Origin of the sequence: Paraburkholderia flagellata, from assembly GCF_021390645.1 — a bacterium.
Taxonomy (GTDB): Bacteria; Pseudomonadota; Gammaproteobacteria; order Burkholderiales; family Burkholderiaceae; genus Paraburkholderia; species Paraburkholderia flagellata.
Map to the genome: position 1 here is coordinate 1,543,740 of NZ_JAJEJT010000002.1, position 20,733 is coordinate 1,564,472.

The following is a 20,733-nucleotide window of genomic DNA, read 5'->3' on the forward strand; positions in this document are numbered from 1 at the left end:
AAACCGCGTGGGGCGGTTACCACACCGAGTTCTATCCCACCTACGACTACACGGCGCTCGCCGAGCAGGCACGCTCGCACAACGGCAAATAATGGGGGCTGCGGGCGCGCGGTCGAACTGTGCGCCATGAAGCGGGCGCGCCGAGGGCTCTCCCTCAGCTTCCGTTAAAATGCTGCGCTTTCTCCGCTCACCAGCCGCATCGCGATGCAATCCGCCTCATCGACCCCACGCGCCGCCACCCACGGCGCCGACGACACCGCCCCCACGCACGACCTCGTCTATGGCCCCAACGACCGCCCCGCGCCAACCATCGCCTTCGTGGCCGCGCTACAGCATCTGCTCGCGATCCTCGTGCCGATCGTCACGCCGGGCCTACTGATCTGCCAGGCGCTGGGCGTTTCCAGCCGTGACACCACGCTGATCGTCTCGATGTCGCTGGTTATTTCCGGCATCGCCACGTTCCTGCAATGCAAGCGCGTCGGGCCGCTCGGCGCGGGCCTGCTCATCGTTCAAGGCACGAGCTTCAACTTCGTCGGCCCGCTCATCGCGGGCGGCAGCCTCATGGTCAAGCAGGGCACGCCAGTCGTTACGGTGATGGCCGCGATATTCGGCGTCGTCATCGCAGGCTCGTTCGTCGAAATGGCGGTGTCGCGCATCCTGCCCTTCATCAAGCGCCTCATCACGCCGCTCGTCACCGGCATCGTCGTGCTGCTGATCGGCCTCACGCTCATCAAGGTCGGCCTCATCAGCATGGGCGGCGGCTATGGCGCCATCGCCAAGGGCAACTTCGCGAGCGTCCAGAACCTCACGCTCTCGGGCCTCGTGCTCGGCACCATCATCGTGCTCAACCGCGTGCCGATCGTCTGGGTGCGCAGCACGGCGCTCGTCATCGCACTCGCCATCGGCTATATCGTTGCGGGCGCAATGGGTCGGCTCGATTTCACCGGCGCACGTGAAGCCGCGTTGTTCCAGATTCCGACCCCGCTGCATTTCGGCCTGGGCTTCTCCTGGTCGCTCTTCGTGCCCATGCTGATCATCTACCTCGTGACCTCGCTCGAAGCGATCGGCGACGTCACCGCCACCAGCAAGGTGTCGAAAGAGCCGGTGGAAGGCCCCGTGTGGATGCGGCGAATCAAGGGCGGCGTGCTCGTCAACGGCTTCAACTCGCTGCTCGCCGGCTTCTTCAACACGTTCCCCAGTTCCGTGTTTGCGCAGAACAACGGTGTGATCCAGCTCACCGGCATCGCCAGCCGCCACGTGGGCCTCTGGATCGCGGGCATGCTCGTCGTGCTGGGCCTCTTCCCGCCCGTGGCGGGCGTGCTGCAGGCCGTGCCCGAGCCCGTGCTGGGCGGTGCGGCCATGGTGATGTTCGGCGCGGTGGCCGCTTCGGGCATCAACATCCTCGCGGGCACTCGCCTCGACCGCCGCGCGCTGCTCATCATCGCGGTGTCGCTCGCGCTGGGCCTCGGCGTCTCGCAGGTGCCGGAAATCCTGACCAGCCTCCCGCATGCGCTCAAGAACGTGCTGGAGTCGGGCGTCGCGACTGGCGGCATCTGCGCGCTCGTGATGAACTGGTTCCTGCCGGAAAAACGGTAACGCGCCGAGCGCGCGGCCCTGATACCGGGCCGCGCGCTTTTTATTGACCACGATTTCCAATTTACTGGATAATAACTCCATCATCTTGGAATCGAACCAAATGGACAGCCCGACCGACGGCGGAATCAACGAGCGCATCGCCCGCTGCGTGCGCGACTTGCGCGCAACGCGCGGCCTGACGCTGGACGCGCTCGCTACGCGCAGTGGCGTGAGCCGCTCGATGATCTCGATGATCGAGCGCGGCGCCGCCAGCCCCACGGCGGTGGTGCTCGAAAAGCTCGCGGCGGGGCTTTCGGTCTCGATGGCGAGCCTCTTCGGCGCTAGTGGCGAGAGTGCGCCCGCTGACCCCCTGGTACGCCGGGAACAGCAGGCACAGTGGCGCGATCCGCAGTCGGGCTATATGCGCCGGAGCGTGTCGCCGCCGAACTGGCCTTCGCCGATCCAACTGGTCGAAGTGGATTTCCCCGCCGGCGCGCGCGTCGCCTATGAAACGGGCGGCCGCGACAATGTGATTCACCAGCAGGTCTGGGTGACGGAAGGCAGGATCGACGTGGAGTTGGGCAATGAACGGCATTCGCTCCATGCGGGCGATTGCCTCGCCATGCGGCTCGATCAGCCACTGATCTTCAGCAACCCAGGCGCCCGCGCCGCGCGCTACGTCGTTGCCATTTGCGACGTGAGCGGCATCTGAACCCGCCTGATGCGCCTCAATCTGCCACCCTTTTCATTTAAAGAGGATTCCCTATGAATTCGAATTCACGGAGCGACGGCGTGCGTTTCATCGATTGCAACGAAGCGGACCATGCGTCGGCGATTCTCGAGATCCTCAACGACGCGATCGTCAATTCAACCGCGCTCTACGACTACAAGCCGCGCCCGCCCGAGGCCATGGCCACGTGGTTCGGCACCAAGCGCGCGAGCGGCTTTCCGGTAGTGGGCGCCGTAGACGAAGCCGGCACGCTGCTCGGCTTCGCGAGCTGGGGCACATTCCGCGCGTTTCCCGCCAACAAGTACACGGTCGAGCACAGCGTCTACGTGCACCACGACCAGCGCGGCCGTGGCCTTGGCGAACGCCTGCTGCTGGAGTTGATCCGCCGCGCCCGTGAGAAACAGATTCACGTGCTCGTGGGCTGTATCGACGCCACCAATGGCGGAAGCATTGCGCTGCATACCAAGCTTGGATTCACGCACTCGGGCACGATCAAGGAAGCGGGATTCAAGTTCGGACACTGGCTCGACGCCGCTTTCTACCAGCTCAACCTCGAGATGCCCGTCCCGCCTGTGGATGGCTGAAGTTCGTAGCGCCTTAGCGTGCGCTCGAGCGAGCCGCAGCCGCTGTCATGGCATTGCGGAGATGGCGCGCACGCAGCGGCGCGCGTGCTGCGCGCTTCGAGGCGCACGCCGCGCGCGTAGCACGCAGCTTCGCCTGACTGCGGTTGCGTGACGCGGCCTCGCGCGTTGCGCGCCGCGCTTGCCAGCGCACCACGAGCAGCACGCAGCCTATTGCCGCGAGCACGGCCACCCGAAACGGCGACGACTCGAAGGCGCGTTCCGGCACGTGCAGCAGCAGGATCGATATGAACACGGCGACCTGGATGAGGATCGCCGAAAGCGAAGCAACGAACAGGTACGCGTGCAGGCGATCGGTCGGCGGCTTCATGGCGCTGCACTCCCGAAAGTTGTGCGGACAACGATATCCAGGCTGGCTGGTTCCACCCTACGCCTCGCGAATGTCAGGCGCATGGCAACGCGCGACGCTGGGCAGGATTACGAGATCGTGCCTGCGCCAAGCTGAAGAGAACCTTAAGAGAAGGCGCCTGCGAATACGCTTTTTTCGTCGGAAGAGAATCCTTTGCGCACCTTACTAACCAGTGCCTTTCATCGCCTTTCGACTTACCTCGATTCGCACGCAGCGTGACAAGGTTTCTTGCGGTTTATTCAGTGCTTACGTAAGGTTGACTTAAGCTTGTGCGCCGTACCCTTGCACACTGTAATCCGTACGGCAATGCAGTCATGAATCGCACCTATGAATATCGCGGCTACGCAATCCGCGTTGGCGTCGAAGCGAATGGCACGATCCCGCTCGAGCGCCCCGAAATCAAACGTCCTCGCTACGCGGCCGTGGTGAGCATCGCGCCCAACGGCGAGCGCGCATTTCCCTCGCCCCTGAAAATCGAGAGCGCCGCCGGCCTTCCCTTCAGCTCCGATATCGACGCCTTGATGGGCGGCTACAGCGCGGCCCGCCGCCTGATCGACGAACAGCTAGCCGAAACCGCGGCTTGACTCAAAAGAAAAAACGCGCGACAGCTGGAAGCCATCGCGCGTTTTTTTATCAGGACGCAGGTCGTGCGTCCTGCGTCTACGCTCAGTCGCGGTTCGCCTGCAACACGGTCAAGGCAGCCATGTTGATAATCCGTCGCACCGTCGAGCTCGACGTCAGCACGTTCACCGGCGCATTCACGCCCAGCAGGAACGGGCCGACCGCCACGTTGCTGCCCGCACCCGTCTTGAGCAGGTTGTAGGCGATGTTGCCCGAGTCCACGTTCGGGCACACGAGCAGGTTCGCCGCACCCTTGAGCTTCGAATGCGGCAGGATGCGCAGGCGCAGTGCTTCGTCCAGCGCGCAGTCGCCGTGCATTTCCCCGTCGATTTCCAGATCGGGATTCTTCTGCGTCACGAGCTTGAGCACTTCGCGCATCTTCGTGCCCGAAGCCGAGCTGCCCGAGCCAAAGTTCGAACGCGAGAGCAGCGCGACCTTCGGTTGCAGATTCAGCCATTCCATCTGGCGCGCAGCCGCCAGCGTGAATTCGGCAATCTGCTCGGCGTTCGGGTTGTCGTTCACGTGCGTGTCGACGATCGCCACCGTACGCTTGTCGAGCAGCAGGATATTCATCGCCGCATAGGTGTTCGCGTTCGGATGCATGCCGATGGCTTCATCGACGAAGCGCAGGTGGTCGTGATACGCGCCCACCGTGCCGCACACCATGCCGTCCGCGTCGCCCAGGCGCACCATCATCGCGCCGATCAGCGTGAGGCGGCGGCGCATTTCCACGCGCGCCATTTCCTTCGAAATGCCGTCGCGGCAGCGCAGTTCCCAATAGGTTGTCCAGTACTGGTGGAAGCGCTCGTCGTACTCGGGGTTCGTGACTTCCACGTCTTCGCCGAGCTTCAGGCGCAGGCCGAATTTCTCGATGCGGGCGAGCAGCACTTCCGGGCGGCCAATCAGGATCGGACGCGCGAGCTTCTCGTCGACGATCACCTGCACCGCGCGCAGCACGCGCTCTTCCTCGCCTTCGGCGAACACGATGCGCGACTTGCCGCCGTCACGCACGAACTGCTTCGCGGCCGCGAAAATCGGCTTCATGAACGCGCCCGAGTGATACACGAACTGCTGCAGCTCGTTCGTGTAGGCGCCGAAGTCGTCGATGGGACGCGTGGCCACGCCGTCTTCCATCGCCGCCTTCGCCACGGCCGGTGCGATACGCACGATCAGGCGCGAATCGAACGGCTTCGGAATCAGGTACTTCGGGCCGAAGCGCAGATCATAGGCGCCGTATGCGGCGGCGACCGAATCGTTCAGCTCTTCTTCCGCGAGCTTGGCGATCGCGTGCACAGCCGCGATTTCCATGTTGCGCGTGATGGTCGTTGCGCCCACATCGAGTGCGCCGCGGAAGATGTACGGGAAGCACAGCACGTTGTTGACCTGGTTCGGGAAGTCCGAACGGCCCGTGGCGAGCACCGCGTCCGGGCGCGCTTCGAGCGCGACCTCGGGGAAGATTTCCGGCGTGGGGTTGGCAAGCGCGAGAATCAGCGGCTTGTCAGCCATCTTCTTGACCATTTCCGCCTTGAGCACGCCGCCCGCGGAAAGGCCGAGGAACACGTCCGCGCCTTCGATCACGTCGGAAAGCGAGCGCGCGGAGGTGTCCTGGGCGAAGCGTTCCTTGTCCGGGTCCATGAGCGTCGTGCGGCCCTGGTAGACCACGCCGTCGATGTCGGTCACCCAAATGTTCTTCAGCGGCAAGCCGAGATCGACCATGAGGTCCAGACACGCCAGCGCCGCCGCGCCCGCGCCCGAGGTCACGACCTTGACCTTCGTAATGTCCTTGCCAATCACTTTCAGGCCGTTCATGAACGCGGCCGAAACGGTAATGGCGGTACCGTGCTGATCGTCGTGGAAGACCGGAATCTTCATGCGCTCGCGCAGCTTGCGCTCGACCGTGAAGCAGTCGGGGGCCTTGATGTCTTCCAGATTGATGCCGCCGAACGTGGCCTCGAGGCTCGCGATGATGTCCACGAGCTTGTCCGGATCGCTTTCGGTCACTTCGATGTCGAACACGTCGATGCCGGCGAACTTCTTGAAGAGCACCGCCTTGCCTTCCATGACCGGCTTGGAGGCCAGCGCGCCGATGTTGCCCAGACCGAGCACGGCCGTACCGTTCGTGATCACGCCCACCAGATTGCCGCGCGCCGTGTAGCGGAACGAGTTCTGCGGATCGGCGACGATCTCCTCGCAGGCCACGGCCACGCCCGGCGTATAGGCGAGCGCGAGGTCGCGCTGGGTGACGAGCGGCTTGCTGGCCGTCACCGAAATCTTGCCCGGGGTGGGAAATTCGTGATATTCCAGAGCGGCCTGACGATCGGTCTTGTTCATGTTCCTCACTCGATATGGATGGGCCCGGCTCGCGCCGGCCAACCTGGATCGGGGCTGGCGCGGCCTGGCGTGTTCGAATGAGGCGATTCTAGAGAGCCCTCATAACGTGTCCATTTTGATTTAGTATGGGGCCATCATTTTTTCGTAATACCCTGGGGAATCGTGTCTTTCAGCATTGACGACGTGACGAGGCGGTTGAATACGCGCCTGAAAATGCGCCATCTGGTCCTGCTCCTGCAGATCCGCCAGCACGGCTCGCTCACGCGCGTGGCGGAACACATGGCGACGAGCCAGCCCGCCGTCACCAACGCGCTGGCTGAAATGGAGAGCATGTTCGGCGCGCCGCTCTTCGACCGCACGCCGCGCGGCATGACGCCCACGGCGCTCGGCAACGTGGTGCTCGCGCGCGCCCAGGCCATGCTGCACGACCTAGACCACCTCGCGCGCGACATCGAAGCCGTGGTGGCCGGGCACGCCACGCGCGTGCACGTGGGCGTGATTCCGTTCATCTCGGGACGCACGCTTGCCGCGGCCATTCGCCTCACGCAGTCACGGCTGCCGCAACGCGTCACCATGACGATTCACGAAGGCACGAGCGACGCGCTCCTGCCGCAGCTTCGCGACCATACGCTCGATATCGTGATCGGACGCGCGTCTTCTGCTGTCGATGTCTCGCAGTTGCGCTTCGAGGTGCTGCATCAGCAAAAGCCGCGGCTCATCGCGAGCCGGCGGCTCGCGGCGCGCCTGGCGCGCGGCAAGCTCGACTGGGAAAAGCTGGTCGAACTGGACTGGATACTGGGCGCGCCGCACACGCCTATCCGCGAGCAGATTTCCGACTTGTTCCTGCATGCGGGCGTGGCGCCGCCCGTGCCGATCGTGGAGAGCTACACGTCGCGGCTGATCGGCGAGATGATCAGCACGAACGAGAACGCCGTGTCGATCGTGCCCGCCGATATTGCCGAGGAACTCGTGCACTTCGCGGGCGTGGCCATCGTGCCGTACACGCTCGACTGGACGCTGCCGCCGGTTGCCTTGTTCACGCGCGCAGGCGTGCTGCGCGATGTCGATGCGACGTTTGGGCAGTCGCTGCGCGAGTTGTATCAGGAGTCGGAGAAGGCGCGGGGGTGAGCGCTGAACGCAAACGGGGCGCAGACCCAATCGCCCGCGCCCCGTTTGCCATGCATCGCAAGTATTCAGCAGATCAAACCCGCTCCGTCACCGCACGCTGCGCCTCCAGCGTGCCTTCGCCCTGCATGCGCGTCACCAGCATCAGCGCGCAAACCAGCGTGATCAGCACATGCACCACGCCCAGCGCCACCACTGAAAGAATGCTGCCCGTGGCGCTCAGCAGATACTGGCCGAGAATCGGCGTCGTGCCCGCGAACACCATGCCGCAAATCTGATAAGCGAGCGAAATGCCGGTGTAGCGCACCTGCGCGGGGAAAGCCTTCGCCAGCATGCCCGCCATGGCCGCGTAGTAGAGCGAATGCGGAATCGAGGCGAGCGCCATGCCGATCATCGCGAGCTTCGTCGAGCCGGTGGCGATCATCGAGAACATGAGAGGCAGCGCAACGATCTCGGGCACGAGCATGTAGATGATCGCTTTCTTGAGGTCCATCTTCGTGGCGAGCACCGCGCCGAACGGTTGCACGATCAACTGCACGACAATCGCGAACGTGATGACGCTCAAGAACTGCGTGCGGTCGAAGCCGATCGAGGTCACGGCCCACGAAAGCGCGAACGTGGTCTTGAAGTAGGTGGCCGAGAGCGCGATCACGCAGGCACCCACGCCCATCGCGACGAGCCCCTTGTGATGGCGCAGCACTTCGGCGATCGGCAGCTTCGCCACCTTGTTCTTCGCCTGCAGTTCCTTCATGGCGGGCGACTCGTCCACGCTCATGCGAATAAAGAGCCCGACGGCCACCAGCGCCGCCGACATCAGGAACGGCACACGCCAGCCCCAGGTCATGAACTGGTGATCGGGCAGCATGGAAATCACGAGAAACGCGACCGTGGCGAGCAGATTGCCCGCAGGCGAGCCCTGCTGCGCGAACGCGGAATAGAAAATTTCCTTGCCCTTGGGCGCATGTTCCGAGGAAAGCACGACCGCACCGCCCCATTCGCCGCCCATGGCAATACCCTGCGTGAGACGCAGCAGGATGAGCAGCACCGGCGCGAGCACGCCCACCTGGTTGTAGGTGGGCAACAGGCCCATGAGCGTGGTGCAGCCGCCCATCAGCATGAGCGTGACGATCAGCGTTTTCTTGCGGCCCACCTTGTCGCCGAGGTGGCCGAACACGATGCCGCCAATCGGGCGCGCGAGAAAGCCAACCCAGAACGAGGCGAAGGCGGCCAGCGTGCCGATCAGCGCATTCGTCGAAGGGAAAAAGAGCTTGCCGAGCACGAGCGCGGCCGCGGTGCTGTACGCGTAAAAGTCGTACCACTCGATCGTCGTGCCGACGAACGAAGCGATGCCCGCCTTGCGAGCCTGGCGATGCTGGGTGTCGAGGGAAGTTGCTGCCAAAAGACGTCTCCAGATTTCGATTTCGAGCGGCGGTTTCCAAAGCGAAACGCGCCGTTTCCCGGGCTCTGTCCGATTCGAAAGTGGCTTGCGATAACGTTCGCTTTACGAACTACCTTTCATTTAACGAACAAAGTGCCGGAAGGTGCGGACTATGAAACGGTCGTTCGTTAGCGTCAACCAAGGGATAACCCTCAATTCGACCGCCGCCCGACCGGGCCGCGGTTGCGACGATTTAGGTGTTTACCCGTAACCGTATTGTCAGGCTGTTATCGGTATGCCGATAATACTCTCATGGATGTGAAAACTGCAGTGCGCGTCTTCGACGTGATCAACCTCTTTGCCGAAGTCCGGCAACCGATGATCTACAGCGAGATTGCGCGTCGAACCGAGATCCCGCTGTCGAGCTGCCACGCGCTGTTGCAGACGATGGTGGCCAAAGGCTATCTGTACGCGCCGGGCGTGAAGGCGGGCTATTACCCCACGCAGCGCTTGCTGCACGTCGCGCGTGACATCTGCAGCGAGGACCCGCTCACGCTGATGTTTCAGCCGTTGCTTTCCGCGTTGCGCGACGCCACCGGCGAAACCGCCGCGCTCGCCACGCTTGCGGGCAACCGCGTGGTCTATCTCGACGTGATGGAGTCGCGCCAGAAGATTCGCTATAGCGACGAGCCGGGCGGCTTCATGACCATCGCGAGCGCTGCGGGCAAGGCACTGCTCGGCGCGCTCGCCCCGGCCGCGCGCACCAAACTGCTCGACAGCTTCGAACCGGAGTTGCACTCGGCCAGTGGCGCGGTGATCGACCGCGCCGCGTTCGAACTTGACGTCGAGCAGGGCGTGACAGACGGCTGGCATCGCTCGACGGGCGAGAGCGTGGAGGACGTAGCCGGCCTCGCGCGCGGTTTCCTGATTCACGGCGAGGCGTTTGCGCTCGTCATCGGCGCGCCCAAGGCGCGCCTTCTCAATAACGAGCAGAACGCCGTGAAAGCGCTGCTCGAGGTGTACGCGCAAATCCCGCCAACGCTCCTCGCCGCCTGAGACACGTCAAACGTCTCGGGCACTGAATGTAGCGATGCGCCAAGCGCGGAATTCCTGAAGTGGAGGTCAAAGCATGCGTTGGAAGAACCGGCCGGAAGGCTCGAACTGGGGCGACTTCGGTCCCGACGATCAATTGGGCCGCCCCAATCTCATCGGCGCGGAGCAGGTGCTCAAGGGCGCGCAAGAAATTCGCGCGGGTCTCACGTTCACGCTCTCGCTGCCGCTCGACTTTCCGGGTGACAGCAAGCTCAACGTGCGCCGCCATCCGCCGGTGCTGCGTCCCACCTTCCGCGACGGCCTGCCCTACGTGAACTTCCCGTTCGCGCGCAACGAGACGGGCGCAACCGACGTGGTGAGCGACGATCAGGTGCTGCTCTCGCTGCAATACTCCACGCAGTGGGATTCGCTCGCGCACGTGGGCGCGCGCTTCGACGCCAACGGTGACGGCGTGGCCGAGAGCGTCTACTACAACGGCTATCGCGCGAACGTGGACGTGGTCGGCCCGATGGAATATCGCGCGGAGGACAACTTCGCGCCCCACGCCTGCGGCGGCGAACACAGCCACGCCGAAGTGCTCGGCATCGAGCACCTTGCCGTGAAGGGAATGCAAGGCCGCGGCGTGCTGATCGATTTCGCCGCGCATTTTGGCCGCGAGTTTCGCACCGTGGGCTACGACGATTTGATGCACGTGATCGAGGCGGACGGCGTCGAAGTCGAGCGCGGCGACATGCTCGTGCTGCGCACAGGCTTCGCCGAGATGGTGCTCGAAATGAACCGCCAGCCCGACGAAGCCGTTTTGTCGAGCCACTGCAGCGCACTCGACGGACGCGACGAGCGCCTGCTGCAGTGGATCACCGACTCGGGCATCGCCGCGCTCGCCGCCGACAATTACGCCGTCGAACGATATCCCGCACGAGCGCCGGCCGCGCCGGGCGACCACCCGCTCATGCCGCTGCATCACCACTGCCTCTTCAAGCTCGGCCTGCCGCTGGGCGAGCTTTGGTATTTGCGCGATCTCGCGTTGTGGCTGCGCGCGCACGAGCGCTCACGCTTCATGCTCACCGCGCCGCCGCTGCGGTTGCCGGGCGCGATGGGGTCGCCCGTCACGCCGGTCGCAACAGTTTGACGAACTAATTCGCAATCCTTTGTTTTATCCGAATTCCCGAGAAAACATGGCTAAAGAAAGAGTCCTGATTACTGGCGGCGCCGCTGGCATCGGCGCCGCATGCGCCGCGCGCTGCGAGGCCGACGGTTACGAGCCCGTCGTCATCGACCGCGTGGGCGACGGCATCATCGCCGACCTCTCCGACACCCAGGCGACGGCGGCCGCACTCGCTCGCGCGCTGGAAGCCGGCCCGATCACGCGCCTCATCAACAACGTGGGCGTGGTCGTGCCCAACGACGCCGAGCACCAGTCGCTCGAAGAACTCGAACGCGCATGGGCCCTCAACGTGCGCTGCGCCCAGCAGTGCATGCAGGCGCTGTTGCCCGGCATGAAGGCCGCGGGCTTTGGGCGCATCGTCAACATGTCGTCGCGCGCCGCGCTCGGCAAGGAGTTGCGCACGGCCTATTCGGCCACCAAGGCGGCGCTGATCGGCATGACGCGCGTGTGGGCGCTCGAACTGGGCGCGTTCGGCGTAACCGCGAACGCCATTGGCCCGGGCCCCATCCGCACCGAGCTGTTCGACCGCGCCAATCCGCCCGGCGCGCCGCGCACGGAAGCAATCATCAATGCCGTACCCGTGAAGCGCGTAGGCACGCCCGACGATGTCGCGCACGCGGCTTCCTATCTGCTCGATGCGCGCAGCGGCTTCGTGACCGGCCAGGTGCTCTACGTGTGCGGCGGCATGACCGTTGGCGTCGCAGGGGTTTGACGATGACGGCCCTCGAAATGCCGACGCAAGCATGCCAACCGCGACGCGCCGGCATTGTCGGCGCGGGCAGCATTGGCGTGGCGTTCGCGATTTGCTTCGCGCGGGCCGGCTGGCGCGTGCGTCTCTACGATCCCGACGCTGCGCGCCGCGCCGCAGCGCCTGAAGAGATTGCATCGCGTCTCGGCGATCTCACACAACACGGCCTGCTCGACGAAAGCGCGCACGAGATCGCCGCGCGGGTCGCGATCGTCGATTCGCTCGAAGCCGCTGCGGCCGAAGCCGATCTCGTGCAGGAATGCGCGCCCGAGCGAGCCGAACTCAAGCGCGAGATCTTCGCGCAGCTCGACCGCGCCGCGCCAGCCGAAGCGATACTCGCAAGTGCTTCGTCGTTTCTCGCGGCGTCGAAATTCGTGGACGAAACGCTGCCAGGGCGCGCGCGCTGCCTCGTCGCCCATCCCGGCAATCCGCCCTACCTCGTGCCCGTGATCGAGGTCGTGCCCGCGCCGTTCACATCCGAAGCGGCGGCTGCGCGCGCGATCGCGCTCTACGCCGAAGCGGGCATGAAGCCCGTGCGCGTGAAGCACGAAGTGGAAGGCTTCATCTTCAACCGCCTGCAAGGCGCCGTGCTGCGCGAGGCGTATTGCCTCGTGCGCGACGGCGTGGCGTCGGTGGAAGACATCGACACCGTGATGCGCGAAGGCCTCGGCCCGCGCTGGTCGGTGATCGGCCCGTTCGAGACCGTCGATCTGAACACGCGCGGCGGCATCGCCTCGCATGCGCAGAAGATGGGCCCATCGTACGCACGCATGGGCGCCGAACGCGGTCAGCACGACCCGTGGACGCCTGAACTCGTCGCGCAAGTCGAGGCAGCAAGACGCGCAGCGCTGTCGCTCGATCAATGGGACGACCGTGTGGGCTGGCGCGACCGCCAGCTCATGCATCTCGCCCGCCATCGCAAGACCCGAAGCCACGACGACTCATAAGCGCGCCGAACCCGCGCGCCAAGAGCCGAAGAGACCCGACAACTATTACGATTCAGATAGAGACACCTCCATGCAGAAAGTCACCGCTTTCTTTACCGAGCTGATGCGCCGGTATTTGCCCGATCCATTCGTGTTCGCGATCGGCCTCACGCTGCTGACGATGGCGCTTGCCGTGATCGTGCAAGGGCAAGCCGTCACCGCCCTCACCACGAGCTGGGGCAAGGGCTTCTGGGCGCTCCTCGCGTTCACCACGCAAATGGCGGTGATTCTCGCGATGGGCTACGTGCTCGCAACGGCACCGCTCACCGACCGCTTTCTGAACCGCCTGGTGGCACGTGTGAACGATCCACGCATGGCGATCATCGTCGCGACGCTGGTGGGCGGCATCGGCAGCTATCTGAACTGGGGCTTCGGCCTCGTGGTCGGCGGCGTCGTCGCGCGCAAGCTCGCGCTGCGTGTGAAAGGCGTGCACTATCCGCTCATCATCGCTTCGGCCTATAGCGGCTTCACGCTCTACGGCCTCGGGCTTTCGGCGAGCATTCCCGTGCTGATCTCCACGAAGGGGCATCCGCTCGAAGCGCAGATGGGCGTCATTCCGCTCTCCGATACGATTTTCTCGCCCACCATGCTCATCACGAGCCTCGTGACCATCATCACGCTGCCGCTCCTGAACGCATGGCTGCACCCCAAGCCTGGTCAGCCGATCAAGGAGATCGACCGCGCCCAGGAAGAAAAGCAGCAGAAGGCGGCCGCACTCGGCGTGGATCTCGACGAAGGCAACACGCTCGCCAATCGCCTGAACAACAGCCGCATCCTGAGCTATGTGATCGGCCTGATCGGCATGGGCTATGTCGCGCTGCACTTCGTGCAGGGCGGCTCGATCGACCTGAACCTCATCAACTTCTTCATTCTGTTTCTCGGCATCCTGCTGCTCGGCACGCCGATCCGCTATGTGGAGAAGCTCAACGAAGGCATTCGTACGATCAGCGGCATCATTCTGCAGTACCCGTTCTACGCCGGCATCATGGCGATCATGGCGTCTTCGGGTCTCGTCAATACGTTCTCCGAAGCGTTCGTAAAGGTCGCCACACCGGGCACGCTGCCGTTCTGGGGCTTGATCAGTTCATTCGTCATCAACTTCTTCGCGCCCTCTGGCGGCGGCCACTGGGTCATTCAGGGCCCGTTCATGATCGAGGCAGCGAAGACGATCGGCGCCTCCGTGGGCCATACGTCGACGGCCGTGATGCTCGGCAACGCATGGAACGACCTCGTGCAGCCGTTCTGGATCCTGCCGGCCCTCGCGCTCTCGAAGCTCAAACTCAAGGACATCATGGGCTACACAGTCATCATGATGTTCTGGATCGGCATCGTCTATTCGGTTGCGATTCTCGCCTGGGGCTGACTGGAGTCGATTCGCATCCTCCCCTGAACCCATACCTTTAACGGAGACCATTCATGCTGTATCTCGTGCACATGCAGGTGCAGATTCCGCACGGCACCGACGCCGCCTTCGCCGACGCCCTGAAGGCCGACGAAAAAGCGTTTTCGCAGAAGCTGCAACGAGAAGGCAAATGGCGCCATCTGTGGCGCGTGGCCGGCGAATACGCGAATTACAGCGTGTTCGATGTCGAATCAAACGACGAACTCCATACGCTGCTTTCCGCGCTGCCGCTCTTTCCATTCATGAAGATCAGCGTGACGCCACTGGCCCAGCATCCGTCGGCCATCGTGCCCAATTAAGAGGAGCGCGCCATGCCCTTTCTAATCGAAACGTTCGACAAGCCCGGCCACGCCGAGGTGCGGGCGCGCGAGCGCGACGTGCATCTGGAATTTCTCGCGCGCAACAAGGCGCTGTTGCTAGCCTGCGGCGCGAAACTCAACGACGACGGCAGCAGCGCGGGCGGCGGCATTTATATCGTCGACCTCGAAACCCGCGAGGAAGCCGAGCGCTTCATCGCGCAGGATCCGTTCACGCATGCCGGATTGTTCGAGAGCGTGAAGATCGTTCGCTGGCGCAAGGCCTATATCGACGGAACATCCTACCTGTAAGCGCAACGCGCAAATTCTTCGCGAACGTTCGGTTCGCTATCAACCCTCGACGGTGCCGTGCTCCCCTGTGCGGCGCCGTTTTGGCCCGGCGTGTGCCTCCACACGCCGGGCCGTTTTTCTTTTGTCCCAACGCCATTTCTTCTACGTCAACTCAATTGCGCGTGAAATCTTCACCACACCGAGTGAGATTTCGCGAAAGCGCCTGCCTCTTCGCCGCGGCATACGGCAATCTTCGCGCCCTCGCCTGACGTGAATTCCAATTGATGCAGATTCCATTGAACCGCGTTCGCATCGCGCGAACTCTCGCGTTCGCGCCGTTTCCGGGGCGATAAAACCGTGCATGCCAGGCACGTCGATTGCGGGGCAGGTGCGGCTTCGATCCACAGATCGGCGCGGCCCGCGAGGCAGCGCCGCAATGCAAGAAGGAAATCGATCATGCTCAAGCTGGCCCTGTTCTTCGCCGTGGTGGCCGTGATCGCGGCCTTGTTAGGCTTCACAGGCATCGCGGCCGGGGCGGCCGCCATCGCCAAGATCCTGTTCTTTATTTTCGTGGTGCTGTGCGTGGTCTTCCTTGTGATCGGCTTCGTGGTCACAAAGAAAATAGTCGATTGAGCAGAACGGCAGAGACGTCAATCAAGGGCACCGGGGCGCGACGGCTCCGATGCCCTTGGCCTTTTCAGGCCGCGCGCTGATAATAAAGGTTCTGCGGATGTCGCGCCTGCGCGAAGAAGAACCAGCGCTCCGCGACGAGGCCCGCGTACTGGATGACGCATGCCGCGAGGAGCAAGGTCGCGGACAGCGAATGCAGTGCTTGCGCGACCAGCGCCAGCGGCACCAGAAACGCAGCCACGATAAACCCCCACTTCACCCATTGCATCGTCGTATCGGACTGGCCGTGAAAGAACTCGCGCAAATTAAAGGCGCTTGCCGTAAAGCCGCGCGAAATCTGCCTGACCTTGCTGGCCTGGATGCCCGTGGCGCTTTGCAGCGTCGAGCGCGGGCGCAACCGGTCGTTGCGTGCGAGTGTCGCCACACGGCTGACGCAGCCCGCAACGATCAGCACACACGCGGCGAGCCCAAGTGCCGGCACGATATCGGGGGCCAGCCAGGCCGCGCACGCGGTCGCAATCGTGAAGCCTGAAGCACAGCCAAGCAGGACGAAGTTCACCAGCGTGAGCGGCGTTGCCCACTCCTGAAGGAAGCGCAGGCAAGCATAAATCATTGCCGTGCAGGCAAAGAGGCCCAAACTCGCAATGGTCGCAATCGCACCGATGGCGAGCGACCAGGGTGAGTTCATCCAGTGCGCCAGTCCGTACAGGAACGTCGTGCCAAGAAACAAGGGGAGCGCGAGACACTCGCGCGAGAGCCACGAGGTGCGCCACATGGCGATGGCGCGCCACGCACGCTCAGGATGACCAAGATGGAACACCGAAGCGAGGAGCCCCAGCGCGCCGAGCACAACCGCGAGCCCCGCGCCGCAGATATAGAACTGCCGCGGCACTGCCTGCAACGGCGCCCATTCGGGATGCAACTGCGTGAGCAGTTCTACGCCGAACAGTGCGATCAACAGACCTTGCCCCGCACCCGAAAGCGTGGTCAGGAAAACGACGGAAAATGCGGGTCTCATTCAAATCTCCTGCGTCGCGGCGGGCCGAACACGCCCGAACAGCGACTTCACTCGCGTTGCGAAAGCGGCCAGATTGAGCTTGCCCGAGTCCACCTGATCATCGAGCCGCTTGTCGCGCGACATCGCCGGTGTGCCGCGCCGGATCGCCAGGCTCGCGAGGTTGATCGGCTCGCCAGCATCGAGCATGCTCGCGGGCGACGCCGCCGATGCGCCACCGCTGCACCCGCACGAACCGCTGCCACAACTGCCTTCGGTCTTCACGCGCGGCAGATAGTGATTCGATGGCTTCGTGCCCCACTCCGGCATCAACTGATAGCCGCCACGCGCCTGAATCGCCTTCGACGCATCCGACTCGGGGTCGTGAATGTCGCCGAAAATGCGCGCTGAAGTCGGGCACGCGAGCACGCAAGCGGGCTTGCGGTCGCGCTCGGGCAGCGCCTCGTTATAGATGCGGTCCGCGCACAGCGTGCACTTGGTCATCTCCTTGCGCTCTTCGTCCAGTTCGCGTGCGCCATAAGGGCAGGCCCAGGAGCAATACTTGCAGCCAATGCACTTGTCGTAGTCGACGAGCACGAGCCCGTCTTCCTTGCGCTTGAAGCTTGCGCCTGTGGGGCAGACCGGCACGCACGGCGGGTCTTCACAGTGCAGACACGATTTCGGAAAGTGAATGGTGTCCGAATTCGGGAACTCCCCGGCTTCATAGGTTTGCACGCGGTTGAAGAAGGTGCCGGACGGATCCGCGTCGTACGGGCGCACGTCCGAAAGGCTCCCCGCCTGCCCCGAGGTATTCCATTCCTTGCAACTCGTCACGCACGCGTGGCACCCCACACAGACGTTCAGGTCGATCACCAACGCCATTTGCGTCATTTCGGGGTCCTCCTTACTTGCGTGTCACAACATTGCGCAGACGCGCGGCGAACTTGCCGCCGCCCGCGAAATACGCCTGAATCCGCTCAACCGTGCCGGTCGAGCCAGGCAGCGGCTGCATCGGCGCGAACTGCGGCAGCGTGTGGTCGGCATCGGCCTCAGCAGGATAGATGCGCACGCGCACGTCGTACCACGCGGCCTGTCCCGTCACCGGATCCGAGTTCGAAACGCGCCGGCCATCACCGAAAGGCAGTTCTTCGGTAATCAGGTGATTGAGCAGGAAGCCGCGTTGCGACTCATTGGCGTCCGGGCCAAGATTCCATGCGCCCGCGGCCTTGCCGATGGCGTTCCACGTCCACACCGTGCCGGGCTCGACTGCCTCGCTGTAGCGCGCCATGCAGCGCACCTTGCCCCACTGCGATTCAACGTAGATCCATCCGCCGTCCTCGATGCCGTTTTCCTGCGCCATACGCGGATTCACATACAGGTAGTTCTCGCCGTGAATCTGCCGCAGCCACGCGTTTTGCGAATCCCACGAGTGATACATCGCCATGGGGCGCTGCGTCACGGCCGCGAGCGGGTAGCGTTCGAGATCGGTTGCCGCAAGTTCCAGCGGCGCATACCAGAAAGGCAGCGGATCGAAATAGCGCTCGACACGCGCGCGCAAATGCTCGGGCGGCTGGCGCGCATCCGTCTTGCCCTGTGCGGCGAGACGAAACTTCTGCATGACATCCGAATAGAGCTGGATAAGGATGGGTTCTGCGAATTTCCGGAATCCTTTCTCCACGGCGAATTGCAGGTAGGGCCCATTCATGCCGCGCATGTACTGAAGCTCTTCGGGCAGCGTGTAATGGAACACGCAGTTATTCTTCGCGTATTCCTCCCACTGGCGCGGATTGGGCTCGCCCACGAGCGCCTTGTCGCCATCCTTGCCGCGCCAGCCAATCAGAAAACCAACGCCGGAATCAGGCGCGGTCTGGAAGTTGACGATGAAGTCTGGATAGTCCTTGAACTTGCGCCCGCCTTCGGCCGTCGTGAATGCCGGCAGCTTCAGGCGGCTGCCCAACTCGACGAGCACTTCCTGGAACGGGCGGCACTCGCCGGTGCGCTCGAGCACCGGCACGCGCACGGAATCCACCGGCCCGTCGAATTCCGAAATCGGCCGGTCGAGCATCGACATCGCGTCGTGCCGCTCCAGGTAGGTCGTGTCGGGCAGGATCAGATCGGCGAATGCCGTCATTTCCGACTGGAACGCGTCGCACACCACGAGGAACGGAATCTTGTACTCGCCATCCGGCCCGCGGTCGGTCAGCATCTTGCGGACCTCGCTCGTGTTCATCGACGAGTTCCACGCCATGTTGGCCATGAAGATCAGCAAGGTGTCGATGGGGTACGGGTCGCCTCGCCACGCGTTCGTGATGACGTTGTGCATCAGGCCGTGCACCGCGAGCGGATATTCCCACGAGAACGCTTTGTCGATGCGCACCGGCTCGCCCGCTTCGTCGATGAAGAGATCGCTGGGCGCCGCGGGCCAGCCGAGCGGCCCAGACGGCAGCGGCGTGTTCGGCTTGACATCGTTCGGACTGCTTGGCGGCTTGGCCGATGGCGGCACCGCACGCGGATACGGCGACTTGTGACGGAAGCCGCCTGGGCGGTCGATCGTGCCGAGCAGCGACATCAGCACGGCGAGCGCGCGGATCGACTGAAAGCCGTTCGAATGCGCGGCGAGCCCCCGCATGGCGTGAAAAGCGATGGGGTTGCCCGTCACGCTTTCGTGCTTTACGCCCCAGGCGTCCGTCCATGGGATCGGCAGCGTGATCTTGTGATCGCGCGCCGTTTGCGCCATCTCGCGCGCGAGGCGGCGGATCGTCTCGGCCGCGATCCCGGTGATTTCCTGCGCCCATTCGGGCGTCGTATCCTTGAAGCGCTCTCGCAACAGCGCAAATGACGGCGCGACCGGCGTGCCGTCGTCCAGCACGTAGCGGCCGTCGAGCGCGGGCTGTGCGCCGGGCGCGTGATGCTGCACGGCACGGCCGGTGTTCTCGTCCCACCACAGATGGTTTTGCGGGAACAGCGGATTGCCCTCGGGCAGACTCGCGTCCTTCACGAACAGGCCGAACGTGTCGCTCTGCTCGCGCATGTCCAGCAATTCGCCCGCGTTGGTGAAGCGTTTGACGAATTCGTGATCGTACGCGTCGGCCTCGATCAGTTCGTGGATCAGCGCCATGAACAGCGCGCCGTCCGTGCCGGGACGAATCGGCACCCATTCGTCGGCAATGGCCGCGTAACCGGTGCGGATCGGGTTGATCGCAATGAAGCGGCCGCCCGCGCGCTTGAACTTCGAAAGGGCGATCTTGAGCGGATTGGAGTGGTGATCCTCCGCCGTGCCGATCATGATGAAGAGTTTGGCGCGGTCGAGGTCCGGGCCGCCGAACTCCCAGAACGAACCGCCCATGGTGTAAATCATGCCCGCGGCCATGTTCGCGGAGCAAAAGCCGCCGTGGGCGGCGTAGTTGGGCGTGCCGAACTGCTTGGCGAAAAGGCCCGTGAGCGCCTGCATCTGGTCGCGGCCGGTGAAAAGCGCGAACTTTTTGGGGTCGGTTGCCCGCAGATGGGCGAGGCGCTTTTCGATCGTTTCGAGCGCCACGTCCCACGACACGGGCTCGAACTGCGCTTCGCCGCGCTCGGCGCCCTGCTTGCGCATGAGCGGCTGCGTGAGGCGGGCCGGCGAATACTGCTTCATGATCCCCGACGAACCTTTCGCGCAGATCACCCCCTGGTTCAAGGGATGTTCCGGGTTGCCGTCGATATAACGGACTTCCCCTTCACGCAGATGCACGCGAATGCCGCAGCGGCACGCGCACATGTAGCAGGTCGTGGTCTTGATTTCCAGCTTTTCGTCTTGAGTTCGAGCGCCGTGGTCCACTAAAGGCCTCCATTTACGACTGACGGGTGTCCGGGAGCCGCCACACGCCATCTATGCGCTAGAAATGGTAGGCCTATATGATTGACTACTCAACTTTGCATTCCGGATACCAGTCATCACGAAATCCGATAGTTTCGATAAGCTTACCCCGCTGTGGGAAACCCCGATATCCCGAGAGCCGCGCAGCGCGTATGGTCCAGCCCTTTGCCACCCCGAACCTATACGTTTGCGAATCATGGATACACCCACAAGCCGCATTCGCAACCAGTTCCCCGGCCGGATCGTCGGAATCATCAGAGGCGAGGAGCATTCGGAGGTCGATGTCGCCACGGCGGCGGGCATCTTCACCTCGGTCATCGAAACCCGGATTCTGGACCAGCTCGGCCTGAAAGCTGGCGCGACGGTCGTTGCCATCGTCAAATCCGCTGACGTCAGGCTTGCGGCACCTTGACGCGCCCTTTCGAGTGGCCGCTTACCGCATCGGCCTTCCGATCTTTGGTTGATTTGTCCACCATAGCCTCGAGCCCCGCGTTTCCCGTGAACTGAAGGTATCAAAAACCTAAACGAAGTTTCATTTTAAGGGCCATTTTCGACACGTTTG

The 20,733-nt window shown here is 63.6% G+C and carries 20 protein-coding genes; 14 read left to right on the forward strand and 6 right to left on the reverse strand.

The window, feature by feature from the left end; translation table 11 throughout:
• Nucleotides 1-204 precede the first annotated feature (204 nt).
• From L0U83_RS21205 to L0U83_RS21215, 3 genes are all read left to right on the forward strand, one after another.
• Nucleotides 205-1,596, forward strand: coding sequence for a uracil-xanthine permease family protein (locus L0U83_RS21205; protein ID WP_233886012.1), 1,392 nt, complete (start codon nucleotides 205-207; stop codon nucleotides 1,594-1,596).
• Nucleotides 1,597-1,696: 100 nt separating this feature from the next.
• Nucleotides 1,697-2,287 (forward strand): helix-turn-helix domain-containing protein, encoded by a 591-nt coding sequence (locus L0U83_RS21210; RefSeq protein WP_233886014.1) that lies wholly within the window; start codon nucleotides 1,697-1,699, stop codon nucleotides 2,285-2,287.
• 53 nt (nucleotides 2,288-2,340) lie between these two features.
• Nucleotides 2,341-2,889, forward strand: a complete 549-nt coding sequence (locus L0U83_RS21215) for a GNAT family N-acetyltransferase (protein WP_233886016.1) — start codon at nucleotides 2,341-2,343, stop codon at nucleotides 2,887-2,889.
• 13 nt (nucleotides 2,890-2,902) lie between these two features.
• Here the strand turns inward: L0U83_RS21215 and L0U83_RS21220 are convergent, their stop codons facing one another.
• Entirely contained in the window at nucleotides 2,903-3,256 is a 354-nt protein-coding gene (locus tag L0U83_RS21220) for a hypothetical protein (protein WP_233886018.1), read from the reverse strand.
• Between the two features lie 353 nt (nucleotides 3,257-3,609).
• Here L0U83_RS21220 and L0U83_RS21225 point away from each other — a divergent pair, with 353 nt between their 5' ends.
• Entirely contained in the window at nucleotides 3,610-3,879 is a 270-nt protein-coding gene (locus L0U83_RS21225; protein ID WP_233886020.1) for a hypothetical protein, read from the forward strand.
• A gap of 82 nt (nucleotides 3,880-3,961) precedes the next feature.
• Here the strand turns inward: L0U83_RS21225 and L0U83_RS21230 are convergent, their stop codons facing one another.
• Nucleotides 3,962-6,247 (reverse strand): NADP-dependent malic enzyme, encoded by a 2,286-nt coding sequence (locus L0U83_RS21230; protein ID WP_233886022.1) that lies wholly within the window; start codon nucleotides 6,245-6,247, stop codon nucleotides 3,962-3,964.
• Between the two features lie 162 nt (nucleotides 6,248-6,409).
• Between L0U83_RS21230 and L0U83_RS21235 the strand changes: the two genes are divergently transcribed.
• Nucleotides 6,410-7,375, forward strand: coding sequence for a LysR family transcriptional regulator (locus L0U83_RS21235; protein ID WP_233886023.1), 966 nt, complete (start codon nucleotides 6,410-6,412; stop codon nucleotides 7,373-7,375).
• Between the two features lie 73 nt (nucleotides 7,376-7,448).
• Here L0U83_RS21235 and L0U83_RS21240 read toward each other — a convergent pair whose 3' ends face one another.
• Nucleotides 7,449-8,771, reverse strand: coding sequence for an MFS transporter (locus tag L0U83_RS21240; RefSeq protein WP_233886025.1), 1,323 nt, complete (start codon nucleotides 8,769-8,771; stop codon nucleotides 7,449-7,451).
• 291 nt (nucleotides 8,772-9,062) lie between these two features.
• Between L0U83_RS21240 and L0U83_RS21245 the strand changes: the two genes are divergently transcribed.
• From L0U83_RS21245 to L0U83_RS21280, 8 genes are all read left to right on the forward strand, one after another.
• Complete coding sequence (locus L0U83_RS21245; protein ID WP_233886027.1) at nucleotides 9,063-9,806, forward strand: IclR family transcriptional regulator; 744 nt, start codon at nucleotides 9,063-9,065, stop codon at nucleotides 9,804-9,806.
• A 73-nt stretch (nucleotides 9,807-9,879) separates the two neighbouring features.
• On the forward strand, nucleotides 9,880-10,932 hold the full coding sequence (locus tag L0U83_RS21250) for a cyclase family protein (RefSeq protein WP_233886029.1): 1,053 nt from the start codon (nucleotides 9,880-9,882) through the stop codon (nucleotides 10,930-10,932).
• A gap of 46 nt (nucleotides 10,933-10,978) precedes the next feature.
• Nucleotides 10,979-11,680 (forward strand): SDR family oxidoreductase, encoded by a 702-nt coding sequence (locus tag L0U83_RS21255; protein ID WP_233886030.1) that lies wholly within the window; start codon nucleotides 10,979-10,981, stop codon nucleotides 11,678-11,680.
• Between the two features lie 2 nt (nucleotides 11,681-11,682).
• Nucleotides 11,683-12,663, forward strand: a complete 981-nt coding sequence (locus L0U83_RS21260) for a 3-hydroxyacyl-CoA dehydrogenase (protein ID WP_233886031.1) — start codon at nucleotides 11,683-11,685, stop codon at nucleotides 12,661-12,663.
• Between the two features lie 70 nt (nucleotides 12,664-12,733).
• The gene (locus L0U83_RS21265) at nucleotides 12,734-14,065 is read left to right on the forward strand and encodes a short-chain fatty acid transporter (RefSeq protein WP_233886032.1); all 1,332 of its coding nucleotides are present in this window, start codon (nucleotides 12,734-12,736) and stop codon (nucleotides 14,063-14,065) included.
• 53 nt (nucleotides 14,066-14,118) lie between these two features.
• Nucleotides 14,119-14,403, forward strand: a complete 285-nt coding sequence (catC, locus tag L0U83_RS21270) for a muconolactone Delta-isomerase (protein WP_233886033.1) — start codon at nucleotides 14,119-14,121, stop codon at nucleotides 14,401-14,403.
• Between the two features lie 12 nt (nucleotides 14,404-14,415).
• A complete protein-coding gene (locus L0U83_RS21275; protein ID WP_233886034.1) occupies nucleotides 14,416-14,712 on the forward strand; it encodes a YciI family protein in 297 nt (98 codons plus the stop codon).
• Between the two features lie 435 nt (nucleotides 14,713-15,147).
• On the forward strand, nucleotides 15,148-15,324 hold the full coding sequence (locus tag L0U83_RS21280; protein WP_233886035.1) for a DUF1328 family protein: 177 nt from the start codon (nucleotides 15,148-15,150) through the stop codon (nucleotides 15,322-15,324).
• Nucleotides 15,325-15,388: 64 nt separating this feature from the next.
• On the opposite strand, the gene L0U83_RS21285 is transcribed toward L0U83_RS21280, so the two are convergent.
• The 3 genes from L0U83_RS21285 to L0U83_RS21295 are packed head-to-tail and all read right to left on the reverse strand — an operon-like array spanning nucleotide 15,389 to nucleotide 20,132.
• Nucleotides 15,389-16,339 carry a dimethyl sulfoxide reductase anchor subunit family protein gene (locus L0U83_RS21285; RefSeq protein WP_233886036.1) on the reverse strand — a complete coding sequence of 317 codons (951 nt, stop codon included), beginning with the start codon at nucleotides 16,337-16,339 and terminating at the stop codon, nucleotides 15,389-15,391.
• Nucleotides 16,340-17,206, reverse strand: coding sequence for a 4Fe-4S dicluster domain-containing protein (locus L0U83_RS21290; RefSeq protein WP_233886038.1), 867 nt, complete (start codon nucleotides 17,204-17,206; stop codon nucleotides 16,340-16,342).
• Nucleotides 17,207-17,219: 13 nt separating this feature from the next.
• Nucleotides 17,220-20,132 carry a molybdopterin oxidoreductase family protein gene (locus L0U83_RS21295; RefSeq protein WP_233886040.1) on the reverse strand — a complete coding sequence of 971 codons (2,913 nt, stop codon included), beginning with the start codon at nucleotides 20,130-20,132 and terminating at the stop codon, nucleotides 17,220-17,222.
• 235 nt (nucleotides 20,133-20,367) lie between these two features.
• On the opposite strand from L0U83_RS21295, the gene L0U83_RS21300 reads away from it, so the two are divergent.
• Nucleotides 20,368-20,583, forward strand: a complete 216-nt coding sequence (locus L0U83_RS21300; RefSeq protein ID WP_233886042.1) for a TOBE domain-containing protein — start codon at nucleotides 20,368-20,370, stop codon at nucleotides 20,581-20,583.
• The last annotated feature ends 150 nt before the right edge of the window (nucleotides 20,584-20,733 follow it).